Raw genomic sequence first — 21,046 nt, 5'->3', positions numbered from 1 at the left:
CAATTCACTATTACAGCTAAAATTCTAGCAATATTTTTAGAATTATCATGAAAAATTATTTTTCTAAAATATATATACTCTACTATTTAATTTTTATTGTGAATTTTTCATCACCATAAACTTCGATAGATTTTGATTTATCTATGGTTTTAACAGAATAGTCTCCATCTTTAATTTCTTTATCACAAGTAATTGCATACTCATCAGTATCTGCATTATAAGTAGTAGCTTCTTTTTGTTCTTCAAAATTATAATCCTCATTAAATGAGATTATATTTTCACCAGTTTTATTATCTACTATTTCAATTGGTGCTGCATTGACTCCATATCTTGATTTATAATAAATCTTTGTTTTTCCATCTTCAGTATTCACTTTAGTAATAGTCATATATTCTTTTCCATCACTGGAATACAACTTTGTTTCTCCTTTTAAGTTTAATTTTTCAATAATATTATTTTCAGTTTCATTGCTATCATTATTTTTATATTTCCACGGTATAAATGTCAGGTAATCAGTATCATCATGAATTTCTTTAAAACCATTACTGAAATACATTATATAATTTCCATCTTTATCTTTATCACCTACTGCTTCTTCTGACTTGTTTTTAATATATCTTCCTTTATTATCAAATACAGCAAAAGATAATCTATCAGCATTTTCTTCGTCATCCATACGTGTTCCTTGTATCACTGTATTTAGTGGTGTTGTAATAATTTTGTTTATATGATATCCACTAACTATATTGCTTAAATCTATATCACATTCCTTTTCATTCACTTTTCCATTAACCTTTTCACTACTTACAGGAATATTAAAGTTCCAAGTTCCTTTAATAGGATTCTCTAGTCCTATTTCATCTATATCTAAATTTAATACAAATTCATCTGGTATATCTACATATCCACCCAAAAAATGTTCATTTTGAAACTCCTCAGGCATTGAATTATGCTTTGACACATTGTACTCTATAGAACCAACAAAGGTTTTATTATCATTCATAAACTTTCCTGTTCCACCTGCACTAAAAGTCGTTTCCTTTCCATTTATTCTTAATTTTGCTCCTGGAAATCTTGGAGTATCTTGTATTTCCTTTTCACTTTCAATAGTATAAAATATTGATAATTGAACTTCATCGTAAACAACTTTATCAATAGTCATCTTTAAGCCACTACTTTCCTTAGCTATGTTTAAATCCGAAGCGTATTCATCATAATTTTCATAAGTCTTGTTGCTAAACATTTTAAATATATTCCCTATAATAGGAATATTGCTTGCATATGTTGGCATGGCCATTCCAAGTAATATTGTCACCCCTATACAGCTTACCAATATGCAGCAAGCTTTCTTTATAGTAAATCTTTTCTTATTTATCTTGTTAAGTGTACTATCAATCTTTTGATTGATATCATTTGGTACATAATTAATTTCATCCTTTAGCCTTTTTCTTATTTTATCATCAAATAAATCATCATTTATTTCTATCATATCTCCACCTCGCCCATTATTTCTTTAAGTTTTGTTCTTGCCCTTGTGAGTCTAGATCTAACTGTTCCATCTGAAATTTTCAGCAATTTTGCAATATCTTTAGTACTCATATCCTCAAAATAAAATAATACTGTTGTCACTCTTAACTCTTCGTTTAATGAATTTATAGCCTTTGTCAGATCAATATTTTCATAACTATCATTATAGATCTCTGTATCGCTATTTTCAGATAAATAAGTAACCCTCTTACCTTTTCTTAATATTTGTGTACACTCATTAATTAAAATCTTTATTAACCAAGTCCTAAAATACTCATCTTGTTTTAGAGAATTTATTTTTTGAAATGATTTTATTATTGTATTTTGAATCGCATCTTCAATATCCACTGTATCCTTTAAAATCCCTCTGGCTACTCTGTAAATATTCAATCTATTTTCATCTATAAGAGCTAAAAAAGCTTCTTTGTCACCTTTCTTCGCTTTAGATACTGTTGACTTTTTCCTATAATCAAAAAATGATATCAACTCCATCTTTTTCCTCCTTAATCTATACTACCTAGCTAAGTATTACAATAATTAGATGGGGCAAAAAACAAAAATGTTCCCGTAAAATAAAAAAAACAATAAATCTTTTCCATCATACTCCATGACTCTTATGTTCCTGTAACTTTTCCATAAATTCTAATAATATGATACTATATTTTCCCTTTAGAAATAGTAAGAAATTTTTACATAAAAAAATAGCCATTCTATATGAACGACTATTTTTTTAAAGTTATTCTGTTGTATTATTTAGCTTGCTTCAAAACATAGTACCAAGGAGTTGCTCCTCTTTCTATATAATCACCATTTTTCCATTCAAAGAACATATACTTTGAACCGTTTATTTCTTTTATTATATATTTAGAAGCAGTTTTATCGCTAGTATTTAAAACTAGGTCTTTTGTCCAAGTTATATTTTTATTCTCTATTTTACCATTTTCATCAAAGATTAAATTATCTAAATACAAATCTCCATTCCATGACTTTTTCTCTGGATTAAAGTTATTTATATCCTGGACAAAATCAACGCTATCCCATTTCCCAATTACTTCAGGATCATTAATAAAAGCGTAGTCGACTTTATCAGCTCTCGTTTCAACTTCATTTCCAGATATATTAGTATTAAGTGATGGGGTAGAACTAATTTTTTTCAATACGTAGTAGCAAGGTTTCTCTCCTCTAATTGTATAATCCCCGCTCTTCCATTGAAAGAACATATAAGTTGAACCATCAATATCTTTGATTACATAACTACTGTCAGTTTTGTCAGCATCATTAAGAATGTGATCCTTAGTCCATGTAAATACAGTTCTTGCTACCTTCCCATCTTCTGTAAAATTTAATTCTTTAACATATAGATCACCTTTGAATTTCTTATCATTTACATTGAAATCTTCTATGTTTTCAACAAAATCTACACCTTGCCACTCACCTATTATATTAGGATCATTAACAAAAGCATAATCAATTTTATCTACATTTACTGCATTACTTGCTCCATTTATATTTGCAGATGCCTTTGCATCAGTAAGCGCAATACCGCTAATTACAAGTAGAGATGCAACTGCCATTGCAGAAAATCTATAGGCCTTTTTATTAAAAACTTTTATCATAACAATTCTCCTTTTTACTTCAGATTTATTATTTACTATGGAAGTTGCCCCAACTAAATGAACCGACTTTGAAAAATGTTCTATCAAATTTATGATTGTAAATCCATATTCCACAACTTCTTCATCTTCCGTATAAGAAAGTGCAAGTGAATCACAGCATATTTCCATATCCTCTTTCATCTTTCTAAGACCATAATGAATAATTGGATTAAACCAATAAATAGCCTTTAAAAAGATTATTATCCAGTTTATAACTATATCTTTACGTTTCAAGTGAGATAATTCATGAAGAAATACATATCTTAATTTATCAACAGATATTATCTTATGAATATCTGTTGGAATTAGAATCATTGGATTAAAGTAACCCAGTAGCGCTGGTGTCTTTACGCTAGAAGTCTCAACTAGCAGTATATCTCTTCTAATTTTCATTTTATTTTGGCAGTATTTTAAAACATCTAAAAATTCAATGTTATTTTGTATGGACTCGCTGCTTATCTTATTTCTCAATCTTTTATATGCAAACATGATATATGAGAGTATAAACACTGTGCCCATAAGCCATATAAAACTCAATATAGTTAAACTTGATAAACTATACCCATTAATTTCGTTATTGCTAAAATCAATAGAATTTATAGTTCCTAGGATAACATCATGATTAGACATAGAACTAGCTTGGCTACTACCCTTTTCTAACATACTTCCAAAATGTACTTCCTTATTAGGAATTAATAACAATATATTTTTTCCTAATTTATTTATAAGATTAAACATGCTTAAAGTGCTCTCAGGAAGCTTAAATATGGTTAAACGCAGTATTACTAAAAACCATAATGCATACTGAAACTTTATACCTATTCTCTCTTTGTAAAATCTTCTAAAAATTAAAATTAAACAAATCAATATGCTACCAGTAATAGATGTTTGAAATATTATTTTAAATAGCTGACCAAGATAATTAAAAAACTCGTACATACACTACTTATTCCTCTCGTCTAATATCCTTTTAAGATCATCTATATCTTCTTTGCTTAAATCACTTTCTTTTATAAAACTTACTAACATATTTTTAATAGCTCCATTATAAACTTTACTTAAGAACGTTTGATTCTCTGCACGTATGCATTCATTTTCATTTACAATTGGATAATATAAGTATTTTCTGCCTTCTTCTTTAAATCCAAGTGCATTCTTGCTAACTAGTCTGCTTATTAATGTCTTTATTGTTTTTGGCTTCCAATCTTTTGTATCTTCTAATGCCTCAATAATTTGATTTGATGTACGTGGTGAATCTGTCCAGACAATTTTCATAACTTCCCATTCTGCCTCAGATATCTTAGGTATTTCTCCCATAACTTTCACTCCTCTTTTTTGTATTACAATTGTAATCTATAATTAGAATACAACTGTAATCCTTAATTGTCAATATATGTTTTGAATAAATTTCAGATTAAATATCAATACTATATACGTATCTATTTTAGAATATCTTTTAATTTTCTGCCCAATTAAATAGACCTGATTTCAATATTACTATTAAAATCAGGTCGTATTTTTTATTGCTTATCATAAAACAATCCAGCTTCTTTTATAATTTCTTGCTCTGTGAATAAAATCTGTACAGCTTCAGTATAATCGCTTAACTTTTGTGCACTTCTTATTTTTTTAGCGTATTCTTTATTATCCGAAAATATGTAGATCATATATCCAAATAGCTCTTTCATTCTATTTATTGCATATATGTCTTCTGGAAACACCTCTATATATCTATTTAAAATTTCATCATGGAAATCTTTTAATATATTTTTGCTTATGTTAATATCATTTTTTATTATGTTAATCAACCCTGGATTAGCAAGTATGCCTCTTCCTAGCATTACTGTATTTACCTCAGGAAAATCCGCTACTAATTTATTATGATCATTAATTGTGAAAATATCTCCATTGTAGCATACTGGGTTATTACTTAGTGATAAGGCATCTCTAAATACATTTAAATTAGGTTTATTTCCATAAAAGTCTTTTTGTGTTCTAGGGTGAATAATTAACTCTTCCAAAGGATATTTATTGTAAATTTTAATTAGCTCATAAAATTCTTCTGGATTATCTTTTCCTATTCTAGTTTTTATAGAAATTTTCATATCATCCATCTTGAATATTTCATCTAGAAATGAATCTAGTTCTTCCCTTTTTGCCAAAAATCCTGAGCCCCTATTCTTTGAAACAACAGTCTTAGCAGGACATCCTAAATTTAAGTTAACTTCGCTATACCCTAATTGTTGTAATTTTCTAGAAGTATTAATAAAGCCTTCTGCATCGTTGGTAAGTATTTGAGGCACTATGTTCATGCCTTTATTGTTTTCAGGTAAAACATCTACAAGCTCCTTAGTTTTAAGACTTCTACTTTCATTTGGCACAATAAAAGGTGTAAAGTATTTATCTATATTTCCAAAAAACTTTTCATAAGAATTTCTATATATGTATTCAGTAATTCCCTCCATGGGCGCTAAATAGTATTTCATTTAATAACTCCTTTATGTATCCTAAAAAACAAAGCCTTTTAATACATCATTTATTGTTTGTAAAACTTTTAATAATAACTTTAAGATGTATGGTAAGAAAAATGATGCTAATAATACTGAACCAGCCAAAATTAATATATTATAATTTATTGCTTGTCCCATTTTAACCTGATATAAGTGTATGGCTCCCACAGATATAGATCCAACAATTAATACTTTAGTTGCTATCCACGAAATTATGTTTATAACCTGTAATACTGCTATTATTACTGACAATACAACTATAAATGGAAACACCAATATCTTAAATGGTAACATAACCAAATTAAATGCCTTTTTAGTATCATTTTGCGATTTCTTTTGAGCTGCTCTTTGTTTTCTTCCCTTTTCTTCTTTATCATCGTTTAAGCTGTTTTTTCTCTCTTTATTTCTTGAAGTTTCTTTTCCCTTTAGATTATTACTTTTCCCTCCAGAACTCTTTGCTTTACTTCTAGAATTACGCCTACTTTTATAAGCTTCATCTTCATTACTATAATCTTTTTCTTTTTGTATTTCTTTTGGATTTATAGCTACTGTTAAATTTTCTTTAACCGATTGATTTTCCTCTAAGCTGATTAAAGCTTCATAAGCCTCATCAAATATCTTTAAGAATTGATTAAGTCTTTTTTCATTAACCACTTCTTTTTTTATTTTCTCTACTTGCATTTCATAGGCCTTTTTTATCTCTTCTTTGGATGCATTCTTTTCTACGCCTAATAACTTATGGTAATCTGTCATTACTTCTCTCCATTTCTTTAAATTAGGATAATCCTATTTTAATTTTAACCTTAGTACTCCTTAAAGTATTATACTTAAAATTATAATCAATTTAAAGCACTGACTTTATACAATTCTATTACAATTATCTATTTCAATTAGGATTTATTAATACTTTTTGTAATTATAGCCAAACTACTTAATATATAATAATTAATTTATTTAACATGCGCTAATCATAACTGCTTACTTGGAGGTTTTTTATTATGGAGCAAAATAAAGTAGATAGACGTATACGAAAAACTAAGAAAGTTTTAATAGAAGCCTTAACAAAACTTATGTCTGAAAAGAAAATAAAATAAGATTACTGTTAAAGAACTTACTGACTTAGCTGATGTTAACAGGAATATATTTTCTTTCTTATTTTCTCTTAATCTGCATTATTTATAATTTATGTAAGCAAACCACACTATCCTCGTACTTGACTTTAATGCAACTTTCTACGAAATAAAAAAATGAACAACGCCATTAAATGACATCATTCATTTCCCAATGCTATAATTTTTTTAAACTACATATCTCTAGTAATACGGAATTAATTATTTATTGATTTCAATTATAGGAAACTTTAATTCCTTATATTTTGCAAATTTTTCTTTAACAACTGCCAAATTCTCGTCTGTATAGAAACCACCCTGTGTATGCATGATTTCCTTTACATGATGTCCTCTGCCTTCAACAGATGTACGATCACGAATTAATCCATTTTCTTGTATAACAAATTTCCATTTTCCGTCTTCTGTCTTTTCTAAGTTTCCACCAGCACCGCAAACTTGACATTCAACTGGGTAATGTAGCCCGTCCCATTGCACTTCTCCAAGAATTAATGCATTTGAATGGCAATGTGGGCACCATCCCATACCTTCTTCTCCAAGCCAAGTTCTTTCTTCTACTGGAGTATTTAATGATTTCATTATATTTTCACCCATTTTATGAGCACGTTCTATCATATCATCATGTAATAAGCACTGTTTTGGTGCTGGAACTCTTGTTGCTAAATACATATCAACTACTTTAAAATCATTTGTAAAACATGTAGCCTGCATGCTTTCAAGCGCCATTGACTGCCAAGAACGAGTAGATCCTCCAACTGCGATTAAACCTGCAACTCTATCCTTATGTTCAATTGCACCAATAAATTCTAGGAATGCTGATTCATATGCTAGATTTCTATGCATGAATTTTGAAAATGTTGCTGTTGGCATTAAGTCATATGTTGGTGCTGTTGCAATTATAGCATCTACATTTAACATCACTTTCATAATTTCTTCCTTATCATCTTTTTTACTTAACGTACATCCAACATTTTTTCCATTACTCATTCCATGGGTACAAGCTGTACACCCTGAACATTCCATAATATTATAATCTCTTAAATTAATCATTTTAACATCTGCACCTTGTTCCTGACATGCAAGTAATGCTTCCTTTAATAATATTTCTGAATTTGAATCTTTTCTTCCCGCTGTAATACCTAATACTGTAAAACTCATTAATACTTCTCCTTTTAATAGCTTAATATTTTGTTAAAATTAGTTTATACTTTTGCATTTTCTAATTATAATTTAATAAGATAATTAGTTTTGAATTACAAAAACAAACGATTTATCATAATTTTAGCATTATAGAAAATGTCATTCATCAAAAATAAGTCTTAAAATAACACTCTTAAGTTTATAATGTTTAGACATTTTTTCAATTTAAGAGAAATAAGGAGAAATTAATGAAAAAGGAATACGATTTATATAAGAAAAGATATGAACTTTATAATAGTTTATTTGTTCAAAATAATATTGATGATATTCTTAGCATAGCTGAAAACTTTTTAGGAAATCCTATTTTTATTTTAGATACCAGCTATCGACTCATCACTCGTTCTAACCTAGCTAAGTGTGAAAATTCAAGCATAGAAACCCATAATGGTGAAGATTATTTATTATCAGGTATCATTAGTTTAATGAAAGAAAATAAATGCATGGACACTATTTACAAAACAAATAATTCATTTTTTCATTATTCTGATGAAAATTTAATATTTTGCTCTATTAAAGTTAATGGAATTTCAATAGGATATATAAGTGTTCTTCAACGTGATCGTGATTTTCAAGATGAAGATTTGGAACTAACAAATATATTATCCAATTTACTTTCTATTCAAATACAAAAAGAAAATCTATTTATAAGTAACTCAGGTCTAGATGAAGAATATTATTTGATGGATTTATTAGTAAATGATATAGATAATATGGAATATGCCAGCGAACGCTTAAAATATAGTAGCTTTACTTTAAGTAAATACAATTTAATTCTTTCAATACCCTTCAAGCAGAAATATGAGGATTATAGACATAACTTTGGATTAAGAGACTTAATTCAAAGACTTAAAGGTATACTTGGAAATTGTATTTCAACCTATTATAAAGATACAATTATTTTTCTTATTAGCAGTGATAATGAACAAATTATAAGTGAATACATAAAAGAAAATCTATTAGAATTTTTAAAACTAAACAATTTAAGATGTGGAGCTAGTATTAATTTTAATAATTTATTGGATATAAAAGATTACTTTAAGCAATCAATATGCGCTTTAAAGCTATCATCATATATGAAAATCCATAGTAATATAAGTTATTTTGAAGATTACATTGAATATTATCTTATTCATATATCTGCAAGTTCAAAAGAAAATAATGATTTACCTAGAATTGATATAACAACCTTAGTTAACCCTCTAATAAAAAAGCTTATTAAATACGACGAGAAGAATAAAACCGAATTATTTGTAACACTAAAAACTTACTTAGAATGTAATAGAAATGCCAATCATACATCAAATAAATTAAATATACATAGAAGCACATTATTTTATCGTTTTAATAAAATTCAAAGCTTACTTGATATTTCCTTGGAAGACAGTAATAATTTATTTAAATTAGAATTATCAATTAAAATCTTAAATTACAATGAATTTTATTAAGCTTTACCTAAATATTATGTAACAACTTTTAATACTGCCTAATATATTATTAATATAACAAATGATTTTGATTAACAAAGGAGAAATGGGCTATGAAAAAGTGTTGCAAAAAATCTTGCAAGCCTTGCTATAATAACAATTACGGATATGGTAATTATGGTATGAATTATGGAAATTACGGTGGAAACTGTGGTTTAAACTTTGGAAATTGTGGCATGAACTACGGCAACTGTGGAATGAATTATGGTAACTATGGAATGAACTACGGTAATTACGGAAACGGCTTTAATAATTCTTGGAATTTATGGCCATTTTTATTTCTTTAAAATATATTGATAATTATTTTATCCTCAATATTATTAATACGCTCATAAGTATATTCAATCTAAATTCTGTATTAATTTAAATAAAGGCAAGTATATTATAGTAAAAAATAGACCTAAAAGATTTATTAATTAAATCTTTTAGGTCTTGTTGTTTAAGATATAAAATTTCGCTTTACATCTTAAACAACTATTTTTATTCTCTTGGTCTTATACTTATTACTTAAGACCTTGTTCGTAATCTTCGATCATATGTTTTACCATATATCCGCCAACATATCCATTTTGTCTTGAAGAAAGGTTTCCTTTATCCATGCTTTCATAATTGCTTAATCCAACTTCTGAAGCAACCTCAGTTTTTAATCTGTTTAATCCTTGTTTTGCTTCTGGTACTAATGTTCTATTTCTTCCACTATTATTTGATGACATATGCATCTACCTCCCTTAATTAATATAAATTTTGCTTGGCAGTAATATATTAACCAGTATGATAATTTATAACCTATAAAAATACTAGTAAAAGTAGCATCCATAGCTTGTATTACATACTTTTCCTTGTTTAAGAATTATATTTCATTTAAGTCCATAATATCCTATTAGTTTACCCTGTAAATATTAATTTTTTAATAGATGTTTACGATCATATTTTTTATAGCAATATAGAAATATTTCCATACCTATTAGATCCTTCAGGGATATTTTCATAACTTTTTGGAACAAAATATTTATTATTTCTTCGGTAAGTTACCAAATAAATCTGAAACTTACATAGATAAACAAATCAAAAGCTTGATTTATAACTTATAAATGATATTTTTCACAAATTAAAGATAATATCTTAATTAGTGAAAAATAACAAGAGATAAGTTTGGGAGCAAGCATTAGTGGCGCAACCTCCACTTTCAGTGAAATTTTCATAGTCCTGTGAAATAACAATATTTCTACTTTCGGTGGATTATTGCATACGTCTAAGTATAGTTTATAAAATATCTTCCAACCAGAAATGAGCGATATACTTTTGTGGAATGTTTCATTGGTAATTTTGATGGATGTGATTCTTTGGCTATAAGTTGTTCCAAATGTGCTAGTTCAAAAAGTGAGAATCGAAATTTTATATTTCGTTCTTCGAACTTTCTCTGTGAGCGCTTGTTCTTTGAGGCTAGCACTTTGGGCGCAACTTTATAGCCTTAGAATCACCCATCAGAATTGCCCCGAAACTGTAACAAAAGTATATTATTCATTTCGGTGAGGTATGCACATAAGTATAGATTATAGTAGGTTTATCTATATAAGTCTCAAATTTCAAGATAACTGTATATTTTTTATATATAATGCAGAAAATTAATATATAAAATTGGTTATTTATATTCTAACTACTAAATATTCGGAGGCTCATATGGAAAAAGAAATGCTTTCTCAGTATTATATATTTTTAATCTTAATACCAATACTATGTGGTACTGCTGCTAGATATATTACCCTAGTAGTTGATTACAGGCAGTATCCCAGCTATCCAAATGGATATTTAATTCATTTAGTAGCTGGATTCATATCTTCTGGAATAGGCGCTATTGCAATTCCAGCTATTCTCGAAAGGAACTTTGAAGCAATAACCTTCCTAGTTCTTGCTACTGAACAGTTTAGAGAAGTACGAAAAATAGAAAAAGAAAGTCTCCAAGATCTTGATAATGTGGAACATGTTTTTAGAGGAGAAGCTTATATTGACGGCATTGCAAAAACTTTTGAAGCGAGAAATTATTTATCATTATTAGTTTCTTTTTTAACTAGCTTAACCATGCACCTTGTGCCTCATAACATCATTCTAATAAATATATTAAGCGGTATTTTAGCTGGAGGCATAATTTTTTATATACTCAAAAATTTTTCAAAGGGTAAATCTATCGGAGATATTGCTCAAGTAAAGCTAGCCAAAATAACTGTAAAAAACTCTGAACTATATGTGGATGATATTTTTGTTACAAATCATTTAGGTACAGATAGAGCAAGAAATTTAGTTAAAGATGGCGGCATGGCAGCAATAATTTATCCAAATGAAAGGCACTTCAACAGAATAATTGATCACCACGGTCAAAGGCAGGCCATAATATTTGAAGCGTGCAGAATGTTAGGACTAAAAAGATATCACTATACTAAATGTGACTACGAAACAGGAAGAGTCGCTGTTATGCTAGTCCCAATAATTTATAATGAAGGCTCTTTTATAGAAACAATAAAGAAAACACCTCTTTTAGAGAGTATAAAAAAGAGTTCTAGTTTAATGAAATCTAATCTTAATAAGTAGAAAGGCAGGAATACCATGGGTACAGATTTTTATAATACTGGTTATGAAATAATAGCATATATAACCCTATCTAAAGATAGGGCACAAAATGGAAATCCCTTAATTTTAGTTGCCCAAACTCAAGAGGAGCAAAAGCAGTTAACTGATGATATTTCAAAGGCTTTAAGAGCGGAAGTAGTTCAACTCACTTGCGGCGATTATATGATTATTAGTAAAAATTAACTAATTAAACCTAGTGGCATGCTCAAGATAATTGACATTAAAACCGATATTTAAATACCTAATGCTGACAGCAGTGATTATACTTTAACATTTAGAAATATATAATTCACGATACACAGTTCAGTTCTATTCGAAACAATTTTTATCTATTGGAAATTTTATATTCAATCCCGCTAAATAAAGATTTACTGGTATAGGTGTTGCATAATTATTATTTGGAAAATATAATCCTGGATCTCCTTCTAACCCATTTAATGCCAATAATATAGTATAATTAAGTTCTGTTATATTTATTTGATAGTTTACAAAAGTCGCAATAGCATTTCCATTAGATATAACGAATGTTAACATATAATTAAATTCTGCTGCATTTTTTGATTGAGACTCGTTATCTCCTTCGCTTTTATCTGACTTCTCACCAATTTCATCCTTTTCCGATTCCTTGGGTTTTTCATTCATTTCTGCATCAGATTGATTTTCTTCATTATTTTCTTCACATATATTTTGAAGACATTCATGTATTAGTAAATCAATCTTTTCATCTGGGTGAATTGGTTTAGTTTCGTCATACTTAATGACACCCATTTGAACTTGATTAATAAATAAACCAATTATAAATGTTGTAATGCTAATCTCAACATTAGTTTCAAGAGCCTCACCTAAACTGCCTGTAGGACCATTATTTGAAGCACTTGTAGTAATAAAGGTATATATTTTATTAGCATTTCTATAAATCAACTCTCCATCTAATACCGATATATTTTCATTTTCTAAATATTCCGCACATGGTGGAATAACTGCATCTGCAAATGGATTGGGATTGCATTGTGATTTCCTTTGTTTATTTGTTTTCTTACTACCTCTACATTTTCTATCTTTCTTACATTTACACTTCTTCATATGTATCCCTAATTACAATTAATATAATAATATAATATGAACACTATTAAATTATGCTCACTAAAAGCCCTATAAAATTAATTCATAAAAACTTTATAGTTCAAAGCAATGTAGCATATTCATATACCAAAGTAAAAGATTAAAAAAATAGAGAACCAATGTACGTGTTATATTTTGTAAGTTATGTTATAATAAGTATTATACAGAACTATAATCTAATGAACAATGATTACAAAAGACGAACTAACTAAAATAGAAATGATATAGAGCAAAAAACTAAAAGGTGGGGTAAAATGAATGCATTTTTGACAGTAATACCACTAATACTTATTAGGTATGGGATTTTAAGTATAATAGACAAAGAATCACTTAAACGTGCGGGTTTCTTTGCTCCATTAATCGGAAGAGAAAAAGTAGCATTCTGGGTTTATCAAATTACAACCGTACTTATTTTACTATACCCACTATTACTCAAAATCAAAACCGACTCTGATTGGTTTTACATAGGTTTAGGAGTATATAGTTTAGGAATTATTTTATATGCCATATCTATAGTAAATTATGCTAAGCCTAAAATGAATGGAATAAATTTAAACGGATTATACCGAGTATCCCGCAATCCTATGTACATTGCATATTTTATTTATTTTTTAGGGTGTGCATCGCTAACACATTCCTTGATATTACTTGCGTTATTAATCTGTTTCCAAGTATCCGCACACTGGATTATTCTTTCAGAAGAAAGATGGTGTATTAAAAAATTCGGAGAAGAATATATAAAATATATGAATAAAGTGAGACGTTATATTTAGACAGCTATGATATAACTCTATTATTCAAGTTATGGTTTGTGTTCTTCTTATATTATTCACCAAAGAAAATATTTGTAATGTAATAAATATCCAATATCGAGCATTATAGATGGACAATCCACCTATAATTTTCAAGGCTATATTTCAACATTATATTAAAACATAGCCTATTTATTAATAATGAAATCCTGTTTTTTATCCATTTGACTAGCATACAAGCTAAAAATCCTCTACTATGTAAACTCCCCTATCTATTTTTCATAGATTCTTCTATTGCATAATTTTTATCAAGTGTTATAACTCCACTATCCAAAACAAAGCATGGAATCCCTATTCTTTTTTCATCTTTAACATCATCAAATAATGAATTTTCATCACGAATTGCAACAAATTCCTTTAACGCTTTTATATCTTGGCAAAAATCTCTATAATCAAAGCTGATATTTTTTTCTTTTAGTTCCTCTATAGCCTTTAGTGTAGATGGACACACATTACTTCCATAAATCTTCATAATAAAACATCCTTTCATTTGTATATTTTGCTTTCTTAAAATATTCTTACTGTGGTTCATGATTCTTCATATAGATAAACAATATATAACTTAAACTTATGAAATAATCCACCGAAAGTAAAAACATTGTTATTTCACAGGACTATGAAAATTTCGCTGAGTAAACAATTCTCACCAAATCAAAGATGCACTGTTATGACCCTTGTAGTTACAAATATATTTATGATTTCTAGTGAAGATACGAATTTAAAATCTTAGCAACTTTGTAAATATATTCATCTAATAAGAAGAATCTAATCCCAATACTTCAATAATTATTTTTTTCAAAATAATTATATTTATACTTTTTGATACCATAAATCAAATTTGAAATATCAAAATAATGTACATATAGATACAATTACAAGATATATTTATACTATGAAATATATCCAAACTAGAAATAAGAATTATGCTTTTGTAACCACAAGGGTCATAATATGAAATGTTTCATTAGAAATTTGATGGTTCTGATTCTTAGATTAAAAGTTTTTCCAAGTATGCTAGTTCAAAGCTCGACTTTGAGGCTAGCATCTTGGGTGCAACTTGTAATCTTAGAATCATCCATCATAATTTCATTAGAAACTGGAACAACAGCATAATCCTTATTTCGGTTAGCTGCATAATAAACAGCTAATTTAGCTTTCTTTTAAAAATCTTTTTTTTAATTTTTGCTGAAATTGTGGCATGCTCTTATACATGCTCATTAGACTCACTACAACCAACAGTATCCATCCTAATAGTGATGAAAATAGTAGTAATATAACTAATGTTATAATCAACAATATTATTGATATTTTTAAAATTATACCATCTATACATTTGAGACTAGCAATAAGTCCAAGAAGTGCATTACATATAAAGAAAGTATTTGCAATTCCTACTGTCCATTCTACAGTAATATAGTTGTAGTGAATGAGGACAATAAGTATGCAATGAAATATAGTTAATACTAATAAAGCTCTTTTAGGAGATCTTTCTTCCTCTTTCTTTCTTAAAAAAGCAGGAAGCATACCATTTTCTGCTCTAGCAGCCATTTGTCTTGTAACAGCGCCTAATATCATGATCAATGTGGCATAACACAATCCAGCTGCTACAATTCCCATAACAATGTAAGATAAGTTACCGAATAAAGGAATAAGAATTAAACTTACATTGATGTCTATTTCTTTTGTAATAATTTGATTTCCTATACTATTTTGCAGAGCAAAAGTAGTCAATAAATATATAAAAATAACAGCTGATAAGCTTATTTTCATAGCACGCATAAGCGTTTTCTCTGGATTCATGACCTCTTCAACATAACTTCCAATTACTTCCCACCCTATAATTGCCCAAAATAATAGCAAAAGCGTAGAGCCAAGAGTTGTAATTGGTGGCATACCACTTGGAAAAGTTACATTATCTTGCTTTAAAAGATTAAAAACACTGCCTATAATAAGAATAAGTCCAGTAAGTGAAGAAAGTACTAAAGTAACCTTTCCCATTGCAGTTATTCCCATTAGAAGCACAACTACATTGAGAAATAATAATATAAAAATGACAAGGGTTCTATAATTATTTGCTCCCGGAAACATATCACAAATAAATCCAGAAGCCGTATATAAAACAGCCACAGGTCCAAAGCAGACAGCTGCTGTTAAATAATTCGAAGATAATTCCCTAAAATTTTGTCCAAGCTTCTCACCAATTACCACATTCACCCCTTCATTACTCAAAGTTAATATACTCATCTTTGTAAATATGTAAGCAAATATGATACCCATAAGCATTGTTATTATCCATGCAATAATGGCTTTGTCTCCAATCATATGAATTGCTATAGGTGGTAAGAGTACAATACCTGAACCTAAAATTGGACCTATCATTAGTCCACTTATAGAAATAGTATTTAGTTTTTTATTCATTTTTCCCCTCCTTGATGTTGATTATCTTATTATAAGAGGGCTTAGTCTATTTGTAAAATTGAAATTTTAAATGCAGCATATCAATAATTTTGATGATTAAAAGTTTTATATTTAATAAAACAATCCAAATAATCTTAGTTATGCCTAAGATCATTTGGATTGTTAAATCTACCTATATTTTAAAATTCAAAACCAATTCAGTTAATTTTTCTGCTGTTTCTGCTTGATTCTGAGCTACTCTAGCAACTTGTTCTATTGCTTTATTAGTTTCATCTATACCTGCTTTAATTTCCTCCGAACTGTTTTTAGTATCTTTCATATTTCCCGCAATAGTTTGTACAACTGCAGAAATCTCCTCTGTAGATGCATTTAACTCCTGTGACATTGATGCAATGTTTTGTGATAAGTCACTAATATATGCAGCATCATTTTCGTATTTATTCCCTGTCTCAATCAATAAATCATAATCTTTTTTAACATTCTCGTTGACAAAATGTAGTACCTCTTTTGAATTTCCTGATAGATTATTAAAGGCAGCCTGAACATTTGAAACTACATTTTGAATATTCTTAACATAATCTGCTGACTGCTCAGCAAGTATCCTTACTTCATTTGCAACTACCGCAAATCCCTTTCCTTGTTCTCCAGCTCTTGCAGCTTCTATATTTGCATTCAAGGCAAGCAGATTTGTCTGTTCTGCTATTGATGCAATTGATTGTGCAATTATACCTATTTCACTAACCACTTTTCCTTGCTCTATTGCATTAAGTATACTATTTTTCTTTTCTTCATACAATTCATCTGTAGCTTTCATAGAATTAATTCCAGTTTCCTTCACTTCAGTAGCTCTTTCTTTAATTTCAATAGACTGATGACTGCTTTCAGTTGAATTCGAAGCCAGCTGAGTTATTCCAGAATTAACTTCCTCCATTGTTGAAGATAACTCTTCTGTAATTGAATTTATACCTTGTATGTTTTCTACTATTCCAGATGTGTTCTTATCTATGCTTTCAAAATTGCTTGATAATTCTTCTAATGTAGCAGATAATTCTTCACTAGATGCTGTTACACCCTGAGCCTGAATCACAATATTTTCAATCACTGATTTAATTTTTTCTTTTGCATTATTTAATGCCCTAATTAATAATCCTAATTCATCATTGTTTTTACTTTCTATTGAATATGTTAAATCTCCGTTTCCTAAAGCTTCAGCAAATAATAAACCCTTTTTAATTATCATAGATATATATATTGATAATCCTGTCCCTATAGCAATCGCCAAAATAATCCCTACTATTAGAATTGCATGCATTATATGAGTTGTTGTACGATAGTTTTCTTTTGCACTGCTATAAGCTTCATCTGCTTGTTTTTGGTTTATTTCAACCAAGTTATCAAGATGTTTTGATATAATTTCTGTAGTTTGGTTAATTTCAGATAATTTAATTTTTGCTTCTGAATAATTCCCATTTTTAAGTAACTCAAAAAGATTGTCTTTTTCAGTTGCAAACTTATCTCCTAAAATAGAATTAAGATCATCAAACTCTTTCTTCTCATCAGTTGACATACTGATATTACCAAAAGCTTCAACTACAGCTGAATTTTTAGTTTTGATTTGATCAAGTTGTTGTAGCGCTGTTTGTACCTTAGAATTATCCTGTTCTAGAACTACATCATTAACAATTTTAATTTCAATTAAAAAATTCTCTTTAACCGAATGTATTTCATCAATACTTTTTAAATCATCAGAATATATTTGTTCTATACTGCTCTCAGTATTTGATAGACCAAACTTTCCGAAGAAACCAGTTATACCAATTAGTATAACCATACTCATAAAGCCAATTAATAATTTTGTTTTTATTGATAAATTCTTTATCATCAGTATACCATCTCCCTCTTATAGTAAAATTTTAAAGTTTATAATAATTTGCAGCTTATTTTAACCCCTTACTAAATTATATTTTATCAAAAATTGTTAAAATATAATAGCATTTCGACATAAATTTTTCTAATTATTACAATTTTATATGTTTTTATCTATATATATTGCAATTCACAATGCACATTTCACAACTCACAATTATGGCTAAAATTCTTGTAATATTTTTAGAATTATGATGAAGAATTATTTTTACAACATATATATATTTTTTTTATTATCATACTACTAATTTAGATTATAAATATTTAGTTTTTAACCATATATACCTATACATTTCCTTTTTATACAAAGTGTGCATCATAGAGCATCGTTATACAATGTTTTATTTTTTTCCAATTAAATTAAATAGGCTAGTTATTCATTTTCATAACTAACCTTAAAATTTTACTCATTTATAGAATTTATATTAATCCTCTCTCCAAATTTTGTTAGCGTGTTTTTTATTTCGAAGAAGTGAAAGCTTCTATAACACCAGTTTTCTTATCTTCTGTTATTGCTCCTCCACATCTTTTTTTAATGCATATCTCTTGTTCGGTTCAATTATAGGAAATTATTGTTACAGTTCTGTCACAGAGATTTATCAATAATGTTACAGATTATATAAATAAATCTAAAAATTATAATCTCTTCATTTTAGCTCACATTAATCCTGATATAGTCTTATCTCACTACATTGGTTTAAAATAGTGTAATTCTCTGCAAAAATTATCTATTTACCGCACCTTTTTATATTGTTACCTTTTTTTATTGGTTCATTTTTAAATTGTTTTATGTTTTAATTTATAAATTCTTATATTGTTATATTCCTATATTCTTATATTCTTTTATTCTTAACTTCGTATATTCTTAAGAATATACATTTTACCTGAACCTATGATGTTAATATAGTTTTATGGGCACATTCTTTTAATTAAATTATTTTCCTTACTAAATCTTCTTTCATTTGCAGAGTAATATAAATAATAGAACCATGAATTATTTTTTGCCTCATGGTTCTATCTAGCTATTTATCACAATTTATTATTTTATCTTTTCTTTAGCTTATAGCCTAAAATTTATTTACTTTCATTAACAATGGCAATACTGTTGCTTGATCCTATTCTGCTTGCTCCTGCATTTATCATCTCCATAGCAGCTTTAAAGTCTCTAACTCCACCTGATGCCTTTACGCCTAAATCTGGTCCAACAGTCTTTCTCATTAAAGCAATATCTTCCTTAGTTGCTCCACCAGTAGAAAATCCTGTTGATGTCTTAACAAAATCAGCTTTAGCTTCCTTAGCTATTTCGCAAGCTTTAACTTTCTCCTCATCAGTTAATAAACATGTTTCAATAATAACTTTAACTAATGCTTTTCCTTTAGCTGCATTTACTACAGCTTCTATATCTTCTTTTACAAATTTATAATCCTTGGACTTTAGTGCTCCTACATTTATAACCATATCTATTTCGCTCGCACCATTTTCAATAGCTTGAGATGTTTCAAATGCTTTCGCTTCCTTTGTCATTGCTCCAAGTGGAAATCCTACTACCACGCAAGTTTTTACTTCACTTCCTGCAAGTTCAGTACTTACTAATTTTGCATAACATCCATTTACGCAAACTGAAGCAAAATTGTATTCTTTAGCTTCTCTGCATAATTTTTTTACATCTTCTACTGTTGCTTCTGGTTTTAATATCGTATGATCTATATATTTAGCAATATTCATATTTCATTACTCCTTAAATTTATTTTATAACTATATATTTTACAATTTACAATTCACAATGCACATTTCGTAATTCACAATTACGAATGAAATTCTTGTAATGTTATTGGAATTATATCATGCAGTTTATTTTTTAGATTGATTAAATAACAAGTTGATACTGGTGACAAATTACAGGTGAAAAGTGATTCACTTATCACTTAATCAACGAACGTATGTGAGTCGAGTTTCCCTAGGAAATCTGTAGCAAACATTAGTGGTGCAACCTGCAATTTAGAACTTTCAGCGAAATTTTCGCAGTCCTGTGAAATAACAATGTTTCTTCTTTCTATTAACGAGTACCTTTTTCGTAGGGAACTCCATCAGCTTTTGGTGCAACTGATTTTCCAACAAAAAGAATCAATACTACAATTGTTAAAATGTATGGTAGCATTGCAAGTATTTGCGAAGGAATAGCAAAGGTTCCACCACCTAATACAACTGTTAATGCTTGAGCAAATCCAAATAATAAACAAGCTCCGTATGCGCCATGTGGAGTCCATTTACCAAAAATAACTGCTGCTAATGCAATAAAGCCTTGACCGCTGATTGCTGTTGGAGTGAATTGCGCTATTATTGCAAGTGTCATAGATGCTCCACCAAACCCTGCTAGTATTCCAGAAATTAGAACACATACATAGCGAGTTCTAGTTACACTTATTCCAAGAGTATCTGCCGCTGCTGGATGCTCTCCTACAGCACGAATACGAAGTCCCCATTTAGTTTTATATAAAATGAACCAAATAACTACTGTAATTATAAGTGCTATAAAAACTGTAATATCTACTCCAAGTACTTTAGGCAATTTAGTAGCTACTGGTTTAGTCATAGTAGCTCCTTCAAATAATAACCTACATGTAAATAACGAGAAACCTG

Annotated in this window: 20 protein-coding genes; 6 read left to right on the top strand and 14 right to left on the bottom strand. The window is 28.6% G+C overall.

All coding sequences use genetic code 11. The features are described from left to right. Positions 1 to 82: 82 nt before the first annotated feature. The 7 genes from L3B96_RS16525 to L3B96_RS16495 form a co-directional block, all read right to left on the bottom strand. The gene (locus L3B96_RS16525; protein WP_238948108.1) at positions 83 to 1,489 is read right to left on the bottom strand and encodes a DUF4179 domain-containing protein; all 1,407 of its coding nucleotides are present in this window, start codon (positions 1,487 to 1,489) and stop codon (positions 83 to 85) included. After that, positions 1,486 to 2,019 (bottom strand): sigma-70 family RNA polymerase sigma factor, encoded by a 534-nt coding sequence (locus L3B96_RS16520; RefSeq protein ID WP_238948107.1) that lies wholly within the window; start codon positions 2,017 to 2,019, stop codon positions 1,486 to 1,488. Before L3B96_RS16520 ends, L3B96_RS16525 begins: the two co-directional genes overlap by 4 nt. 257 nt (positions 2,020 to 2,276) lie before the next feature. Next, positions 2,277 to 4,121: a M56 family metallopeptidase gene (locus L3B96_RS16515; RefSeq protein WP_238948106.1), complete on the bottom strand. Its 1,845-nt coding sequence runs from the start codon at positions 4,119 to 4,121 to the stop codon at positions 2,277 to 2,279. Between the two features lie 3 nt (positions 4,122 to 4,124). Then, the gene (locus L3B96_RS16510; protein ID WP_009170362.1) at positions 4,125 to 4,499 is read right to left on the bottom strand and encodes a CopY/TcrY family copper transport repressor; all 375 of its coding nucleotides are present in this window, start codon (positions 4,497 to 4,499) and stop codon (positions 4,125 to 4,127) included. Positions 4,500 to 4,702: 203 nt separating this feature from the next. Next, on the bottom strand, positions 4,703 to 5,668 hold the full coding sequence (locus L3B96_RS16505; protein ID WP_238948105.1) for a tRNA-dihydrouridine synthase family protein: 966 nt from the start codon (positions 5,666 to 5,668) through the stop codon (positions 4,703 to 4,705). A 21-nt stretch (positions 5,669 to 5,689) separates the two neighbouring features. Next, entirely contained in the window at positions 5,690 to 6,445 is a 756-nt protein-coding gene (locus tag L3B96_RS16500) for a molecular chaperone DnaJ (RefSeq protein WP_238948104.1), read from the bottom strand. Between the two features lie 578 nt (positions 6,446 to 7,023). Then, positions 7,024 to 7,977, bottom strand: coding sequence for a flavodoxin family protein (locus tag L3B96_RS16495; protein ID WP_238948103.1), 954 nt, complete (start codon positions 7,975 to 7,977; stop codon positions 7,024 to 7,026). 230 nt (positions 7,978 to 8,207) lie between these two features. Here L3B96_RS16495 and L3B96_RS16490 point away from each other — a divergent pair, with 230 nt between their 5' ends. Beyond that, a complete protein-coding gene (locus L3B96_RS16490) occupies positions 8,208 to 9,464 on the top strand; it encodes a helix-turn-helix domain-containing protein (RefSeq protein WP_238948102.1) in 1,257 nt (418 codons plus the stop codon). A gap of 92 nt (positions 9,465 to 9,556) precedes the next feature. Further along, positions 9,557 to 9,790 carry a hypothetical protein gene (locus L3B96_RS16485; RefSeq protein WP_238948101.1) on the top strand — a complete coding sequence of 78 codons (234 nt, stop codon included), beginning with the start codon at positions 9,557 to 9,559 and terminating at the stop codon, positions 9,788 to 9,790. Positions 9,791 to 10,006: 216 nt separating this feature from the next. On the opposite strand, the gene L3B96_RS16480 is transcribed toward L3B96_RS16485, so the two are convergent. Then, the gene (locus tag L3B96_RS16480; RefSeq protein ID WP_023974968.1) at positions 10,007 to 10,216 is read right to left on the bottom strand and encodes an alpha/beta-type small acid-soluble spore protein; all 210 of its coding nucleotides are present in this window, start codon (positions 10,214 to 10,216) and stop codon (positions 10,007 to 10,009) included. A gap of 967 nt (positions 10,217 to 11,183) precedes the next feature. Between L3B96_RS16480 and L3B96_RS16475 the strand changes: the two genes are divergently transcribed. Together L3B96_RS16475 and L3B96_RS16470 are read left to right on the top strand one after the other, a co-directional pair. Further along, a complete protein-coding gene (locus L3B96_RS16475; protein ID WP_017213125.1) occupies positions 11,184 to 12,089 on the top strand; it encodes a YIEGIA family protein in 906 nt (301 codons plus the stop codon). Positions 12,090 to 12,104: 15 nt separating this feature from the next. Beyond that, a complete protein-coding gene (locus L3B96_RS16470; protein WP_012059301.1) occupies positions 12,105 to 12,311 on the top strand; it encodes a hypothetical protein in 207 nt (68 codons plus the stop codon). Between the two features lie 126 nt (positions 12,312 to 12,437). Here the strand turns inward: L3B96_RS16470 and L3B96_RS16465 are convergent, their stop codons facing one another. Then, positions 12,438 to 13,211 carry a hypothetical protein gene (locus L3B96_RS16465; RefSeq protein WP_238948100.1) on the bottom strand — a complete coding sequence of 258 codons (774 nt, stop codon included), beginning with the start codon at positions 13,209 to 13,211 and terminating at the stop codon, positions 12,438 to 12,440. Between the two features lie 293 nt (positions 13,212 to 13,504). On the opposite strand from L3B96_RS16465, the gene L3B96_RS16460 reads away from it, so the two are divergent. Then, positions 13,505 to 14,023 carry a methyltransferase gene (locus L3B96_RS16460; protein WP_238948099.1) on the top strand — a complete coding sequence of 173 codons (519 nt, stop codon included), beginning with the start codon at positions 13,505 to 13,507 and terminating at the stop codon, positions 14,021 to 14,023. 247 nt (positions 14,024 to 14,270) lie between these two features. Here the strand turns inward: L3B96_RS16460 and L3B96_RS16455 are convergent, their stop codons facing one another. After that, positions 14,271 to 14,534, bottom strand: a complete 264-nt coding sequence (locus L3B96_RS16455) for a glutaredoxin (RefSeq protein ID WP_238948098.1) — start codon at positions 14,532 to 14,534, stop codon at positions 14,271 to 14,273. Between the two features lie 479 nt (positions 14,535 to 15,013). Between L3B96_RS16455 and L3B96_RS16450 the strand changes: the two genes are divergently transcribed. Continuing rightward, on the top strand, positions 15,014 to 15,175 hold the full coding sequence (locus L3B96_RS16450; protein ID WP_238948097.1) for a hypothetical protein: 162 nt from the start codon (positions 15,014 to 15,016) through the stop codon (positions 15,173 to 15,175). Positions 15,176 to 15,211: 36 nt separating this feature from the next. Here the strand turns inward: L3B96_RS16450 and L3B96_RS16445 are convergent, their stop codons facing one another. The 4 genes from L3B96_RS16445 to L3B96_RS16430 form a co-directional block, all read right to left on the bottom strand. Continuing rightward, positions 15,212 to 16,480 (bottom strand): APC family permease, encoded by a 1,269-nt coding sequence (locus L3B96_RS16445; RefSeq protein ID WP_238948096.1) that lies wholly within the window; start codon positions 16,478 to 16,480, stop codon positions 15,212 to 15,214. A gap of 172 nt (positions 16,481 to 16,652) precedes the next feature. Continuing rightward, the gene (locus tag L3B96_RS16440) at positions 16,653 to 18,362 is read right to left on the bottom strand and encodes a methyl-accepting chemotaxis protein (RefSeq protein ID WP_238948095.1); all 1,710 of its coding nucleotides are present in this window, start codon (positions 18,360 to 18,362) and stop codon (positions 16,653 to 16,655) included. Between the two features lie 1,118 nt (positions 18,363 to 19,480). Next, a complete protein-coding gene (gene deoC, locus L3B96_RS16435; protein ID WP_023974974.1) occupies positions 19,481 to 20,131 on the bottom strand; it encodes a deoxyribose-phosphate aldolase in 651 nt (216 codons plus the stop codon). Between the two features lie 331 nt (positions 20,132 to 20,462). Beyond that, positions 20,463 to 21,046, bottom strand: a 584-nt coding sequence (locus L3B96_RS16430; protein ID WP_238948094.1) for an ABC transporter permease, incomplete at its 5' end; no start/stop codon positions are given.

This window comes from Clostridium sp. YIM B02569, assembly GCF_022320765.1.
Taxonomy (GTDB): Bacteria; Bacillota; Clostridia; order Clostridiales; family Clostridiaceae; genus Clostridium; species Clostridium beijerinckii.
Note: the sequence above shows the minus strand (reverse complement) of the source record. Positions and strands in the feature narration are given on the sequence as shown.

Excerpts from the sequence above, each read along its gene's own strand:
- L3B96_RS16460 (WP_238948099.1), top strand. The coding sequence starts at position 13,505 with ATGAATGCATTTTTGACAGTAATACCACTAATACTTATTAGGTATGGG.
- L3B96_RS16450 (WP_238948097.1), top strand. The coding sequence starts at position 15,014 with ATGAAATGTTTCATTAGAAATTTGATGGTTCTGATTCTTAGATTAAAA.
- deoC (WP_023974974.1), bottom strand. The coding sequence starts at position 20,131 with ATGAATATTGCTAAATATATAGATCATACGATATTAAAACCAGAAGCA.
- L3B96_RS16465 (WP_238948100.1), bottom strand. The coding sequence starts at position 13,211 with ATGAAGAAGTGTAAATGTAAGAAAGATAGAAAATGTAGAGGTAGTAAG.
- L3B96_RS16520 (WP_238948107.1), bottom strand. The coding sequence starts at position 2,019 with ATGGAGTTGATATCATTTTTTGATTATAGGAAAAAGTCAACAGTATCT.
- L3B96_RS16440 (WP_238948095.1), bottom strand. The coding sequence starts at position 18,362 with ATGATAAAGAATTTATCAATAAAAACAAAATTATTAATTGGCTTTATG.
- L3B96_RS16510 (WP_009170362.1), bottom strand. The coding sequence starts at position 4,499 with ATGGGAGAAATACCTAAGATATCTGAGGCAGAATGGGAAGTTATGAAA.
- L3B96_RS16515 (WP_238948106.1), bottom strand. The coding sequence starts at position 4,121 with ATGTACGAGTTTTTTAATTATCTTGGTCAGCTATTTAAAATAATATTT.
- L3B96_RS16490 (WP_238948102.1), top strand. The coding sequence starts at position 8,208 with ATGAAAAAGGAATACGATTTATATAAGAAAAGATATGAACTTTATAAT.
- L3B96_RS16495 (WP_238948103.1), bottom strand. The coding sequence starts at position 7,977 with ATGAGTTTTACAGTATTAGGTATTACAGCGGGAAGAAAAGATTCAAAT.
- L3B96_RS16475 (WP_017213125.1), top strand. The coding sequence starts at position 11,184 with ATGGAAAAAGAAATGCTTTCTCAGTATTATATATTTTTAATCTTAATA.
- L3B96_RS16480 (WP_023974968.1), bottom strand. The coding sequence starts at position 10,216 with ATGTCATCAAATAATAGTGGAAGAAATAGAACATTAGTACCAGAAGCA.
- L3B96_RS16470 (WP_012059301.1), top strand. The coding sequence starts at position 12,105 with ATGGGTACAGATTTTTATAATACTGGTTATGAAATAATAGCATATATA.
- L3B96_RS16505 (WP_238948105.1), bottom strand. The coding sequence starts at position 5,668 with ATGAAATACTATTTAGCGCCCATGGAGGGAATTACTGAATACATATAT.
- L3B96_RS16455 (WP_238948098.1), bottom strand. The coding sequence starts at position 14,534 with ATGAAGATTTATGGAAGTAATGTGTGTCCATCTACACTAAAGGCTATA.
- L3B96_RS16500 (WP_238948104.1), bottom strand. The coding sequence starts at position 6,445 with ATGACAGATTACCATAAGTTATTAGGCGTAGAAAAGAATGCATCCAAA.
- L3B96_RS16445 (WP_238948096.1), bottom strand. The coding sequence starts at position 16,480 with ATGAATAAAAAACTAAATACTATTTCTATAAGTGGACTAATGATAGGT.
- L3B96_RS16525 (WP_238948108.1), bottom strand. The coding sequence starts at position 1,489 with ATGATAGAAATAAATGATGATTTATTTGATGATAAAATAAGAAAAAGG.
- L3B96_RS16485 (WP_238948101.1), top strand. The coding sequence starts at position 9,557 with ATGAAAAAGTGTTGCAAAAAATCTTGCAAGCCTTGCTATAATAACAAT.